We start from the raw sequence: 13,317 nt of genomic DNA, 5'->3' as shown, positions 1-13,317 counted from the left end.
GGTAAAAGTTCACTGGCGTACGCAAGCTAAGCAGGCGCCACAATCCTCAACCAAGGCCAACGCGCCTGGTAACTCCTGGCCTTCTGCGCAAACAATGCCGGCTCCGGATGCTGCGGGTTGATACGCAACACCCCCTGCGCCACATCCTCCAACCCGTACGGCGCATACACCTCGCCCGTCGCAATCTCCAGGCCGATGCACGTGCCCGCCACCAGGTAACGATCAATCCCCTGCCTGGCCGTGTGCAACTGCGGATAAGGCCGACCGAACCGCTGAGCGTACCAAAGGTGCACCCGCGCCTGATTCTTCACCTCAACGTTGACGCCCAGGTCCTGGAACAGCACTTCGGCCGAACGGATCACCGCATCCTCGGCCTCGTAGGACAAATCCGTATCGAAATAAAAAACGTCGTAGTCCTTGACGCCCTGGTCAGCAGGCAGCTTCGCCTGATGATTCCACACCGCCTGGAACAGGCAGCCCGCCGTGAGGAAACACTGGTCCACCCCGAGGTCAGGCAGGCGCGCGGTGATTTCGGCGTTGATGGGGTTGGCCATGGCCAGGTCGAGCAGGGTTTTGACGGTCAATGTCATGGTCATCCCTTTCAATCGTTTTCCAGCAGGCAACTGTACAACAGGGCCACGACTCTTAGCGCAACAGCTGCACCGCCAAACCGACCAGCGCGCAAGCGATCAACACCTGAATCACCCCGCGCTTGAAATAAAACAGGGCGACCGCCGCCATCAGTGCGATCAACGCGGAAGGCCAATCAAGGCTGGCGCTGAAACCCTTTGGCCACAGCACGTGATACCCGAAGAAGCACGCCAGGTTCAGGATCACGCCAACCACGGCGGCGGTAATGGCGGTCAATGGTGCGGTGAACCTGAGTTCGTTGTGGGTCGACTCCACCAGCGGGCCACCGGCAAGAATGAACAGAAATGAGGGCAGGAAGGTGAACCATGTCACCAGAGACGCAGCGACAGCTCCAGCCAGAAACATTTGATCGGCGCCAAACACCTGCGAGACGTAGGCGCCGACGAAGCCGACGAAGGCCACCACCATGATCAGCGGCCCGGGCGTGGTTTCCCCTAGCGCCAGCCCGTCAATCATCTGTGTCGGGGTCAGCCAGCCATAGTGCCCCACCGCTCCTTGGTAGACATAAGGGAGCACCGCGTAGGCACCGCCAAACGTTAACAGCGCAGCCTTGGTAAAGAACCAGCCCATCTGGGTCAACGTGCCCTGCCAGCCAAACAACAAGACCAAAATAGCCATTGGCAATGCCCACAGTGCAACGCCAAGCAGAGCGAGCGATGCCAATTTCAACCAGCTGAACCGGGCATGCTCTGGGGACGGAGTGTCGTCATCGATCAAGGCCGGGCCAAACGTTCTCTTGGCGGCACTATGCCCCCCTGTTCTGAATTTCTCGGGTGCCAGGCGTCCCCCGACATAACCGATCAATGCCGCCCCCAGGACAATCAACGGGAATGGGACATTGAACGCGAAAATTGCGCTGAATGAAGCAGCCGCTATCGCCCATAGCCAATGGTTCTTCAGCGCTCGCGAGCCGATCCTGTGGGCTGCCTGCACAACGATGGCGGTCACGGCAGGCTTGATGCCATAAAACAGGCCCGCCACCACCGGCACTTCGCCGAACGCAACATACAGCCATGACAAAGCGATCAGGATAAACAGTGAGGGCAGCACAAACAGCCCACCCGCGACCACCCCGCCCCAGGTTCGATGCATCAGCCAGCCGATGTAGGTCGCCAACTGCTGAGCCTCCGGCCCAGGCAGCAACATGCAATAGTTGAGCGCATGCAGGAACCTGCGCTCGGATATCCAACGGCGCCGCTCGACCAGTTCCTGATGCATGATCGAGATCTGCCCCGCAGGCCCGCCGAAGCTGATGAAGCCCAACTTCAACCAGAACCAGAAAGACTCCCGCAAACTGACCGCCTGCGGCCTCGACAACGCTTCTTCACCCACGGGTCCCGATACCTCGCTCATTGCGCTGTTCCTCATTCACGAACCCGATGAGTTGCATAATTCGGCGGCGATGCAATCGTTCTACCCCGCGATGACAAGCGCTTCAAAAGTTGCGAATCAACGCCCCAAACAGATCGCCACGCGGCATTTTGTTCAACGGGATGTCGGCATTCTCGAACCATTCGCGACCGGCCTCGGGATGCGGGCCGCTAAGCACGACCACACCCTTTTCATAGGTATAGCGCGCCGCCGCGACGTCGCCGTTGCGGTAGGTCGCGATGGTTTTGTAGGGCGCGGCCGGGTCGGCTGCGGGAATGTAAGGCCCGTCCTGGAAGAACACATGGTCAGGCTTGCCTTCCCACATGACCTGCACGGCGGCGTCGGCGATGCCGGGCGCTTCAAAACCGGGGCGACCGGCTTCGCCGTCGAGGTCCTGGGGGATCAGGCCGAGGTTACCGTCATCCGCCAAGTAGGCGCCCATGCACAACCCCAGGTAGCGCCCGCCGCCGGCGACATAACCGCGAATCGCCTCGGCGCGCGCATCGCCCAGGCTGCGCAGGGCACCGGGAATGTCCTGGCCGCCGCCGGGCTGCACGTAGAGGTCATAGCGCGCCAGGGTTTGTGGCGTGATGTCGGTGGCCTCCTGCGCGCCCACATAATCGATCTGATACTCGGGATTGAGGCGGCGCAAGGCATTCGCCACGTTCTCGGAACAGTCATCGCAGCCCGCCGGACCGCGGTAGATGGCGACGTGCTTGATGGGCGTGGCGGCCTCGGCCGGCGACGGCAGCAACAGCGCGAATGCAATTAACGTGACGGCGACAGCTCGTAAGTTCATGACCGAAGGCTCCTGTACGGACAACGCAGAGCCTATAGCGATTGCGCCCTTCAATCCGTTAACAGTTGTAAACGCCGTGAAGCCCCTTACTTGGCAAACGCATACTCCCCACCCTGCTCCACCGCCTTGCGATACGCCGGCCGCGCCTGGAATTTTTTCACCCACGCCGCCAGGTTCGGGTAAGCCTGCAACTTGCCCTGGGCCTTGGCGATTTCGCCGATGAAACTCATCTGGATATCCGCGCCACTCAGCTCATCGCCCAGCAGGTAGGCTTTATCCGCCAGCACGTCGTTCAGGTACCCCAGGTAATTGGCCACTTCCGATTCGATCCTCGGGTGCAACGGCGCGCCAGCGTCACCAAGGCGGCCGACGTAGAGGTTGAGCATCAGCGGCAGCATCGCCGAGCCTTCGGCGAAGTGCAGCCATTGCACGTATTGGTCATAGGTGGCCGTGGCGGGATCGGGTTGCAGACGGCCCTGGCCATGGTGGCGGATCAGGTAGTCGATAATGGCAGCGGATTCGATCAGCACTTGGCCACCGTCTTCGATCACCGGGGATTTGCCCAGCGGGTGGATGGCCTTGAGCTCGGGCGGCGCAAGGTTGGTCTTGGAATCGCGCTGGTAGCGCTTGATCTCGTAAGGCAGGCCGAGTTCTTCGAGCAGCCAGAGGATACGTTGCGAGCGCGAGTTGTTGAGGTGGTGAACGGTGATCATGGTAGCTCCGCTAAGCGAAAGGGGGGTCCTGAAAAGAGACTACACCACCGCCCGGGAGTGCCCACCTAATTTACTTGTAGTGAGCGGGCTCGCCCCGCGCTGGGGGGCGAAGCAACCCCAAAACCAGGCACCTCGGTCTTTCTGAAACACCGCAGTGACAGGGTTTAGGGCGGCTGCGCCCCCCAGCGCGGGGCAAGCCCGCTCACTACAAACGCTCAACCCAATCGAAAGCGCGCGGTGTTATCGCTCAATGCCCGGCTGCCTTTGCTCAAGGTGTCCGCCGCCTGATTCACGGCACGCGCGCCATCGAGCAGGCGCCCTGCTGCCTGGTCGACCTGCTGGATATTGCCGCTCACTTCATCCGCCGTGGCAGCCTGTTCTTCCACCGCCGTGGCGATCTGCGCCAGGGTGTCGGTGACATTTTGTACCGCGCCTGCGATTTCGCCCAGGCGCGCCCCCAGGCCGGTGACTGACTCGGCGTCGGCCAGGGCTTGCTCGCACGCCGCGCCCATCAAGGTGACCGCCTGGCTGACGGTTGCACGCAGGCTGTCCACGGTGCCGGCGATCTGCGCCGTGGACGCCTGGGTGCGTTGCGACAGGCTGCGCACTTCATCGGCCACCACGGCAAAACCGCGCCCCTGTTCGCCGGCGCGAGCGGCTTCGATGGCGGCGTTGAGCGCCAGCAGGTTGGTCTGTTCGGCAATACCCCGAATGGTATCGACCACCGATTGAATCTGCTGGCCTTGCTGGCTGACCTGTTCCAAGGCGTTGGCGGTGTCGGTCAGACGCTGGTTGAGTTGCTGGATGCTCGCGGTGGTGCGCTGGCTGTCGCGACTGCTGTCCTCGGCAATGCTGCGGGTGTGCTGGGCGCTTCCAGAGGCTTGCTCGCAACTTCTGGCGACGCCCATCGAGGTGGCGGCCAGTTGGGTGGCGGCGGCGGCAATCTGGCTGATCTGGTGCTGTTGGTCTTCGACCTCGGTGAGGGTGCTGCCCGATTGTGCGTTGAGGGTGTGTACGGCCGAACCGAGTTGCTGGGTTTCGTGATTGACGCCCAACAGGCTGGTGCGCAGTTGCACCACGGCAGCGTTGAGTGCGGCGCTGATCAGCGCCAGTTCATCACGGCCCTCAACCGCCACTTCGATACACAGGTTGCCGTCGCGCAGGGACTCGGCCAACGTGGTGATGCCGCTGGCGCTACGGCGGATCGAGGCTTGCAGGCACATGAACAGGTACAGTGCGGCCAACGCCAACAGACTGAACGTCGCCGCCACCGGAATGAACTGTTTGATCGATTGCCCGTGGTAGTAACCCAGGCGCGCATCCAGCGCGTGCAGCGACTGGCTGCGCAACGCGCCCAGGGCACCGAGCACGGCGTCGACACTGCTGTCGAACGCGGCAGTATCGAGCTTGATGGTGCCGCCGAAAACGCCCTCGTCCAGCGTCTTGAGTTGGTTGTCCAGCAACTGCAGGCTGCTGTCATATTGGGCAGTCCACGGCTCAATGCCCGGATATTGCTTGGCCTTGAGCGACGCGGCGGCTTTGACCAACTGATCCCGGGCATCGCCGATACGGCCGCGCAGGTCACGCATCTGCAAGCGGCTTTGCAAGGTGAACTGCCCCGAGGCAATGGACGACTCACCGACGCTGGCGGTGCGGCCGATGCGCTCGATCAGGTCCGGGGTGTACTGGCTGGAAATCTGCATCAGCAGGTAGGTTTCCAGCCAGGGATCGAGGATCAGGCCGGTATCCAGGGTGATCTGCTCGCGCAGGGTTTGCATGGCGGTCAAGGCAGCGGTGAAGCGGTCATAACCGTCCGGCCACCAGCCCACGGCACGCAAGGACTGGGTGTCCATGCCCTTGACGGCGGCCTGCAACGCCTCGAAACGCGCCAGGGTGTCGGCGCTGGCGTGCTCAGTGTTGAGCACATCGCCCAAGGCTTGCAGGCTCTGCTGGATCAGCGGGTTAGCGGCATCGACTTTGTCCATCGCAGCCTGGGCGGCAGGGGTTGGCGCACGTAGGATGTCCACGGCCTTCCAGCGCGCAGCGAGGTTGCGTTGTGCGGTGAGCTGGCTGTCGAGCGCGTCCAGGGCCAACAACTGGCGAACGCCGGACTGTTCGCTGGCAATCACCGCGAGTTTGTCGCGATAGCCCTGCCCGATCAGCCACACACTCGCGGCCAGGGGCAGCATGAACAGGAAAAACAAGACCTGGAACTTGCGTGCGAAACCGAAACGGCCGAGCAAACGGATACCCGGTGATAAAAGACTGTGCATCGCCGACCACTCCCCCAAACAGCTTAGAAATGACTAAAAGCAAAATGCCATGTCATTGATTAAACTGGCTCAAGCAAGATGTGGGCCGTTGGTGCCGAGGCCGAAAACAGGCGCTTCTACACCGGCTGCCCGCTCAGGCGCGCACGAAAATGGGGCGAAAGCACTCAGTGTTGCGTGCACGTCTGTAACCCGTCGAGACGCCTTGAAATCAGCCCTCGGTGTTTACCAGCATATACCGGCTGAAATTATTGATGTGATCATCCAGATTATCCTCCAGCATCATCCGGTACTGATCACAGAAATACTTCAGCATGGCCTCCCGCGCCTCGGCCATTTCTGCGCCGGACTTGAAGTTGCGAGCACTGGCCCAGGCGTTGAAACGCGTGGTGCCGAACATCATCGAGGCACTGACCTCGCCGAGGTTTTCACAGGTCTTGAGCTGCTCGTTCGACAGTTCGATGTGCGCGTCGGCACGGTCGTAGAAGGCTTGGTCGGTGGTATCGGCCATGGCGGGGTCCTGGGTCAGCGAATGAAGGGCCGCATTGGAGCATAAGACGTCAACCTCAGGCGACCGAAGCCTGCGCCTTCACGCCAGTAATTCACTAATCCAGCGCACCTCTCGAGCCACTTCCTGCACCTTCGCCGGCGGCACCGCTTGCCGCGCCTGTTCAAGGTTGGCCAGGGTCTTGTGCTTCTGACGCAGCAGGCGTTGCCACTTGGCCAGGAACACCGGGCTGCGCGCTTGCATCTGCAGGGGGCCGAAGTACAGTTGTTCGGCGCTGTAGGTCACGGGCCCGGCGCGTTCAGCCACGATGATTTCGTAGTAGAAGCGGTTCTCCTGCAACAGCTCTTCGTGCAGGATCGAGTAGCCATTGTCCATCAACCACCGGCGCAACGGTTGCTCGCCACCGTTGGGTTGCAGGATCAGGCGCTCCAGGCCGCTCAGGCACGCCTTTCCGGCGTCGAGGATGTCGCGAATGGTTTCGCCGCCCATGCCGCAGAGGCTGATCGCGGTGATCCTGTCCCCCGGCTCGATCGCCGCCAAGCCATTGGCCAGGCGCACGCTAATGTGTTGTTCCAGGCCATTGTCGCGCACGGTGCGTTGGGCGGCGTGCAATGGTGTGGTCGCGACCTCCCCCGCCACCGCGGAGGTGATCACGCCACGGTGCATCAACGCCACCGGCAGGTAGGCGTGATCGGAGCCGATATCGGCCAGGCGCGATTCGGCCGGCACGTTGGCGGCCACGCGCTCCAGGCGCATGGACAGCGTGTGTTCGTTCAACAGTTGGTCCTTTTCATTCCCCGGAAAATCGATCCCGGCTATTGGTCAAATGCAACACCATGGCGGCCCGCGCGGCGTCCGGGTCCTGACGCCTGATCGCGTTGAAGATCGCCTCATGCTCCAGGTTCGCCAGTTGCCCCAGCCTGGCAAAATCCGCCCCGCCGCGTTCGGCGCCCTTGACCTGGGTACGCGGAATCATCGCATTGCCCAGGTGCGCCATGATCTCGGTGAAAAACGTATTACCGGTGGCTTCGGCGATCAGTTGATGAAAGCGCTTGTCTTCATCCACGCAACTGTCGTTATTGGCCAGCGATGCCTGATAGTCATCCAGCGCCTGGCGCATACGTGCCAGTTGTTCATCCGACCGGCGCAGTGCCGCCAGCGCCACAGCCTGCACCTCCAGGCCCAGGCGCAACTCAAGCATGTTGCGCACACTGGCGACCGTATCCACATGCAGGCGCAAGCCCTGCTGTGCGCGTGGCTCCAGCACGAAGGTGCCGATACCGTGACGCGTCTCCACCAGGCCGGATGCCTGCAATTTGGAAATGGCTTCGCGCACCACGGTACGACTTACCCCGTGCTCCAGCACGATGCTGGATTCGGACGGCAGTTTTTCGCCGGGCTTGAGTTGCCCGAGCAGGATGCGCTGGGTCAGCGCGTCGACCACGCCTTGGGCCAGGTTGCTGGAGCGTCTACGGACAAGTGTTCCGTTTTCAATGGGCATCACTGCGGGTCCACGGGGTTGGGCTGGAGGGAGCTTAACACTCCCTATCCGAGCCTGGCAGGCTAGGTTCACAAGACACTCAACTTGTATGACAACCAACTTGATCAATCTGCATTTTAACGCCCCCTGCCGCCAGCCCCAGATAACGTCGGCTTTGCTCGACAACGCTCAAAAAATCTATAACCACCAATAGATATGGGCAAATAACCATAAAATCTATTTCGATGGCGGCCTTATAAGCACAAAAACATCAATCACCCAATTGCGAATCCAAGAACACAACTTGTATGATGTCTATCAACAATACACAAACCCGCATAAAAATAAATCAGGGGGAGTTTTCGAGTCATGAGCCATTCAAATCCAGCATCCGCCGCTGCAGAAAACGAATCGGTGCTCAGCCGCACCGTCAGCAAAGTGAAGAGCCATGTGCTCCCCCTGTTCGTGATCATGTTCATCCTCAACTACATCGACCGGGTCAATATCGGCTTCGTGCGCACGCACATGGAGCACGACCTGGGCATCGGCGCCGCCGCCTATGGCCTGGGTGCCGGACTGTTCTTCATCGGCTACGCGCTCTTCGAAGTGCCCTCCAATCTGCTGCTGCAGAAGGTCGGCGCACGGATCTGGCTGACCCGCATCATGTTCACCTGGGGCATCGTCGCCACGCTGATGGCGTTCATCCAGAACGAAACCCACTTCTACATCCTGCGCTTTTTACTGGGCGTGGCCGAAGCGGGCTTTTTCCCGGGGGTGATCTACTACTTCACCCGCTGGCTGCCGGGTGTTGAACGCGGCAAAGCGATCGCCATCTTCCTCAGCGGCTCGGCCGTGGCCTCACTGATTTCCGGGCCGTTGTCGGGCGCGTTGTTGCAGATCGAAGGGTTCGGTTTCCACGGCTGGCAATGGATGTTCGCCATCGAAGGCCTGGCGTCCGTGGCGTTGGGGTTCTTCGTGTGGTTCTGGCTCGACTCCAAACCCCACGACGCCCAATGGCTGACCCGTGAAGAACAGGATGCACTGGTGAGCGCCATCGACCAGGAGCAGCGCGACCGTGAAGAGCTGACCACGGTCAAGCCGACCCTCGGCAAGTTGCTCAAGGACCGTCAGATCCTGTTGTTCTGCGCCTTGTATTTCTGCATCCAACTGACGATCTACGCGGCCACCTTCTGGCTGCCCAGCATCATCAAGAAGATGGGCGATTTGAGCGACGTGCAGGTCGGTTTTTTCAACTCGATCCCGTGGTTGATCTCGATCATCGCCATGTATGCCTTCGCCGCGCTATCGGGCAAATTCAAGTTCCAGCAGGCCTGGGTTGCCGCTGCGCTGCTGATTGCCGCAGCGGGCATGTTCATGTCCACCACCGGCGGACCGATCTTTGCCTTTGTGGCGATCTGTTTTGCAGCCATCGGTTTCAAGTCCGCCTCTTCGCTGTTCTGGCCAATCCCCCAGGGTTACCTGGACGTGCGCATCGCCGCCGCCGTGATCGCCCTGATCAACTCCATCGGCAACCTGGGCGGTTTTGTGGCACCGACCACGTTCGGCTTTCTGGAGCAGACCACCGGCTCGATCCAGGGCGGCCTCTATGGCCTGGCCGGCACCTCGGTGCTGGCGGCGATCCTGGTGTTCTTCGCCAAGACGTCGCCCTCTGCCGCGTTGCCTGCGCCAAGCGTTACACCAACGGCCACCGCTATCAGCAAACCTCTTTGAGCCCATTCAGGACATCACCATGACTACCCCCGTCATCACCCACTTCCAAGTCATCCCCGTGGCCGGCCATGACAGCATGCTGCTGAACCTGAGCGGCGCCCACGGCCCCTTCTTTACCCGCAATATCGTGATTCTCCAGGACAGCAGCGGCCAGACCGGCGTCGGTGAAGTGCCCGGCGGCGAACGCATCCGCGAAACCCTGGAGGACGCACGCAGCCTGGTCATCGGCCAACCCATCGGCCAGTACCAGCGCATCCTCAACCAGATGCGCAGCACCTTTGCCTCACGCGATGCTGCGGGCCGTGGGCTGCAGACCTTTGACCTGCGCATCACCATCCATGCGGTCACCGCCGTGGAAGCGGCCCTGCTCGACCTGCTGGGCCAATACCTTGAAGTGCCGGTGGCCGCCCTGCTCGGCGAAGGCCAACAGCGCGATGCGGTAAAAATGCTCGGTTACCTGTTTTATATCGGCGACCGCACAACGACCAACCTGGCCTACCGCAACGAGGCGCACGCAGAGGACGAGTGGTTGCGCTTGCGCCACGAACCGGCCCTGACCAGTGAGGCCGTGGTGCGCCTGGCCGAAGCCGCCAAAGCCAGATATGGCTTCAACGACTTCAAGCTCAAGGGTGGTGTCTTGAGCGGCGATGCGGAAATCGAAGCGGTTACCGCCCTCGCCGAACGCTTCCCGGATGCGCGCATCACCCTCGACCCGAACGGGGCCTGGTCACTCAAGGAAGCCATCCGCCTGTGCCGTGACCAACACCACGTGCTCGCCTATGCCGAGGACCCATGCGGTGCGGAAAACGGCTATTCAGGCCGCGAAGTCATGGCTGAATTCCGCCGTGCCACGGGCCTCAAGACCGCCACCAATATGATCGCCACCGACTGGCGCGAAATGGGCCACGCCATCCAGTTGCAGTCCGTGGACATTCCCCTCGCCGATCCGCATTTCTGGACGATGCAAGGCTCGGTGCGCGTGGCGCAGATGTGCAACGACTGGGGCCTGACCTGGGGTTCGCACTCCAACAACCACTTCGATATTTCCCTGGCGATGTTCACCCAGGTCGCGGCGGCGGCACCCGGTGATATCACGGCCATCGACACCCACTGGATCTGGCAGGACGGCCAGCGCCTGACGCGCGAACCGCTGAAAATCGAAGGTGGCTACGTGAAGGTACCGGCCAAGCCGGGCCTGGGCGTGGAGATCGACATGGACGCAGTGGCCAAGGCCCACGAAGTCTATAAAGGCATGGGCCTGGGTGCGCGGGATGACAGCGTGGCCATGCAGTTCCTGATCCCGGGCTGGCGCTTCAATAACAAGCAGCCTTGCCTGGTGCGCTAGGCACGTCGTTCGATGCAACCAAAGCGAGCTTCACCGATCTCTTGCGCTGCACTGGGTGCCGACGGTTGTGTGGTGTTTGGGATGCTCTACGCCTTGGCAACCTCAGCCAGCGCCTTCATGAGTATTTGTGGATCCTGGGACTTCATACTTTGCGCCAGGTAAACGCTGATGGTTTCTGGACTGTCGAGAAATCGCGAAACTTCGTAGACGCGCGTGCCGGATGTATCAAGGTCGAGGATCGGCATGTCCTCTGGTTTGAATTTCGATTCGCTCATTAACGCTTGTTTCCCCTGCGCTTAGCGCATTGTCAGGTTGGCGGCTTGAGGTATCAGGGCTTGATATTTCTCAATATCGTGAATAAGTGACCAGGCCAGATCCAGCGCTGGGTGGGCTGATCGCGGGTCTCTGCGAGGGCATCCAAAATCGTGCGATTAGCCGCGTCGGTGGCAGGTATACCCAGGGTCGAGGGCGGCGGCGTTTTCTCGCCAGAGGAGTCCGACGGCGTGCTCAATCTGCCAGTGGCCGAGTCAATCGCATAACCGCAAACCTTGCCATATTCGGTGAGGCTCCAGACACCGTTGATGACGACGGCGACTGATTTGTCGGGCGGCAGCCTTATGGCCTTGTTTGTGGTACGAACGGCATAGTCTTCGAAGTTGATTTTTTTGAAGGTGGCGAACTCGCTGCCGAGGGGCGGTTGATCATCGCCTTCATTGGAGAATTTGTTCACCATTCGCTCCAGGAACGGTATGCCGCCAAGGTTGGTGAACGCCCCGTGGTCCGGATGCAGGATGTACCGCAAAAAACCCTGATCGATACGGGTGCTGTTGATCGCCGAACCGTTCAGGATGCGAGAGGCGATCTGCGCCTCCTCTTTCTTGAAATCGAAAGTGACCCGGTAGCCGTTGGCGTCATAACCATTATTGCCACCCACCGTTTGCCGACCGTCACTGGAGCGCCGATAGTCACCCAGGACCACGGCCACTTGGGTGACATGAGCCAAGTTAGCGCCCTCCGCTTGAGCATAAGCAAACATATCCGCAATTAAGTTTCGATCCTCAATGGTAAGAAAGTCGCAGGGGTTTTGAGCCATGTTGTAGAAGGTGGCAGGTGGAAGGGCAACGGGTGGCTCACTGCCGCGAAACAAGCGCGAAATCATCAGGTCTCGCCCGTTGACAGGTATCGACTTCAAGCTGGGCGCTGGCGTTGATTGCAACTCTTCCCATGCCGCACGCCGCTCATTGATGGTGAAAGAACCACCCTCGTCATGGGCAATCAAGCTTAGTTGGTCACGCACAAGGCCTTTAAAGGGATTGCTGTCGACTCCGTTGACGAAACCTGTCGCTTGGCGGGCCCGTGCCAGAAGCTCCGGGTCATTGCTGCTGGGCATCTCGGTATCGTGTACCGTTTTGCTGGCGAAGTAGTTATCGCCGGTAATCAGATCAAGAGAATTACTGTTCTTCTGAGCCGTACGTATTGCCGCTTCGTTTAGTTGATGGGCAAGCGCCGAGACGGTGCTAGTAGAAGCAAAACGACGAGCAGGTGCAGAAGAATCCACTGGGTCTTCATCAGGCAGAACAGTGGATGGATCAGCGTCAGCAACACCACTTGCCACATGACTGCCAAGTGTCAAGGGATAGAGATTGATCGTGTTCATGGGGCATTCACCCTGCACAATACTCTGGATAAAACACTGTAACTTTTAATATAAAAATTAAACCTCAGCCAAAATCAAATCGCCCAACAACTGAGCCTTCCACAATTATCACCACAGCGTCAAAATTTGAGTACCTAAGGTTCCAATCAATCCAGCCGTATGAATCACGCCATTACCCTTGCACGTTTTATCAACTCAAGTAACCCCACAACTTCCTAAAAACACGAAGTCTTTATCTGTAATACTTGAAAGTAAGACTTCGTCAGCAACTTCCTAGTCCCATACACCCTCTACTCAACCCGCCCATTTCACGTCATGATGTGCCCCCCATTTCAAGGACGTTAAATAATGAAAGTTCCCCTCGCCGCCTGGGTACTGGTGCTTTTACCCGGTGTGGCCTGCGCGCTCCCCGTCCTGAAAGACACCACGCTCTACACCGACACCGTCCACGACTGCCAGGACGTCGATCTCGCCACCTGGCAACACCCGACCCGTGCGCTGCTGGAGAAAAACCATTTTCAGCTTGAACGCATCCAGCTCTGCAACGATGGGCACTACCCGGTTTTCCATGTGCAAGCGCCCTACGACCCGCGCGGCCAGACCAAGGATTTTTACCTGCCGTTGTATGAACGCATGCGCAAGGCCAACGGCAAATGGCCGTTCGCGCTGGTGGATAACAGCGATGCGGTAGTGGTGTATGTGAGCTACCCCAAAGACGATGGGATGTCCCTGGATTACGAGGGCTTCGAAGCGCCGTAGTCATTCGGAGCCCGGGACTTGCTGGAATTTGCT

12 protein-coding genes and 1 pseudogene are annotated in these 13,317 nt (G+C 60.0%); 3 read left to right on the top strand and 10 right to left on the bottom strand.

Annotation, left to right across the window (positions count from 1 at the left end; all coding sequences use genetic code 11):
- Positions 1-26: 26 nt before the first annotated feature.
- The 8 genes from C9383_RS03365 to C9383_RS03330 form a co-directional block, all read right to left on the bottom strand.
- Positions 27-590 carry a nucleotidyltransferase family protein gene (locus tag C9383_RS03365; RefSeq protein WP_090372344.1) on the bottom strand — a complete coding sequence of 188 codons (564 nt, stop codon included), beginning with the start codon at positions 588-590 and terminating at the stop codon, positions 27-29.
- Positions 591-645: 55 nt separating this feature from the next.
- Positions 646-2,004 (bottom strand): chromate efflux transporter, encoded by a 1,359-nt coding sequence (gene chrA, locus C9383_RS03360; RefSeq protein WP_090369767.1) that lies wholly within the window; start codon positions 2,002-2,004, stop codon positions 646-648.
- An 82-nt stretch (positions 2,005-2,086) separates the two neighbouring features.
- Positions 2,087-2,821 carry a BPL-N domain-containing protein gene (locus C9383_RS03355; RefSeq protein ID WP_090369765.1) on the bottom strand — a complete coding sequence of 245 codons (735 nt, stop codon included), beginning with the start codon at positions 2,819-2,821 and terminating at the stop codon, positions 2,087-2,089.
- An 86-nt stretch (positions 2,822-2,907) separates the two neighbouring features.
- Positions 2,908-3,534: a glutathione S-transferase family protein gene (locus C9383_RS03350; protein WP_090369763.1), complete on the bottom strand. Its 627-nt coding sequence runs from the start codon at positions 3,532-3,534 to the stop codon at positions 2,908-2,910.
- A 215-nt stretch (positions 3,535-3,749) separates the two neighbouring features.
- Complete coding sequence (locus C9383_RS03345) at positions 3,750-5,807, bottom strand: methyl-accepting chemotaxis protein (RefSeq protein WP_090369761.1); 2,058 nt, start codon at positions 5,805-5,807, stop codon at positions 3,750-3,752.
- Positions 5,808-6,015: 208 nt separating this feature from the next.
- Positions 6,016-6,315, bottom strand: coding sequence for a DUF3144 domain-containing protein (locus C9383_RS03340; protein ID WP_090369759.1), 300 nt, complete (start codon positions 6,313-6,315; stop codon positions 6,016-6,018).
- A gap of 78 nt (positions 6,316-6,393) precedes the next feature.
- A complete protein-coding gene (locus tag C9383_RS03335) occupies positions 6,394-7,089 on the bottom strand; it encodes a tRNA (adenine(22)-N(1))-methyltransferase (protein WP_090369757.1) in 696 nt (231 codons plus the stop codon).
- A 13-nt stretch (positions 7,090-7,102) separates the two neighbouring features.
- The gene (locus tag C9383_RS03330) at positions 7,103-7,813 is read right to left on the bottom strand and encodes a FadR/GntR family transcriptional regulator (protein WP_090369756.1); all 711 of its coding nucleotides are present in this window, start codon (positions 7,811-7,813) and stop codon (positions 7,103-7,105) included.
- A gap of 348 nt (positions 7,814-8,161) precedes the next feature.
- Between C9383_RS03330 and C9383_RS03325 the strand changes: the two genes are divergently transcribed.
- Positions 8,162-9,523, top strand: a complete 1,362-nt coding sequence (locus tag C9383_RS03325; protein ID WP_090369755.1) for an MFS transporter — start codon at positions 8,162-8,164, stop codon at positions 9,521-9,523.
- A 19-nt stretch (positions 9,524-9,542) separates the two neighbouring features.
- Positions 9,543-10,868 (top strand): glucarate dehydratase, encoded by a 1,326-nt coding sequence (gene gudD / locus C9383_RS03320; protein ID WP_090369753.1) that lies wholly within the window; start codon positions 9,543-9,545, stop codon positions 10,866-10,868.
- Between the two features lie 89 nt (positions 10,869-10,957).
- Here gudD and C9383_RS03315 read toward each other — a convergent pair.
- A pseudogene (locus C9383_RS03315) lies at positions 10,958-11,143 on the bottom strand (addiction module antidote protein); the annotation flags it as partial.
- A 53-nt stretch (positions 11,144-11,196) separates the two neighbouring features.
- Entirely contained in the window at positions 11,197-12,525 is a 1,329-nt protein-coding gene (locus C9383_RS03310; RefSeq protein WP_143038201.1) for a hypothetical protein, read from the bottom strand.
- Positions 12,526-12,873: 348 nt separating this feature from the next.
- On the opposite strand from C9383_RS03310, the gene C9383_RS03305 reads away from it, so the two are divergent.
- Entirely contained in the window at positions 12,874-13,284 is a 411-nt protein-coding gene (locus C9383_RS03305) for a hypothetical protein (RefSeq protein WP_090369749.1), read from the top strand.
- Positions 13,285-13,317: the final 33 nt, after the last annotated feature.

Origin of the sequence: Pseudomonas palleroniana (assembly GCF_003031675.1) — a bacterium.
GTDB classification, from domain to species: Bacteria; Pseudomonadota; Gammaproteobacteria; order Pseudomonadales; family Pseudomonadaceae; genus Aquipseudomonas; species Aquipseudomonas palleroniana.
Note: the sequence above shows the minus strand (reverse complement) of the source record. Positions and strands in the feature narration are given on the sequence as shown.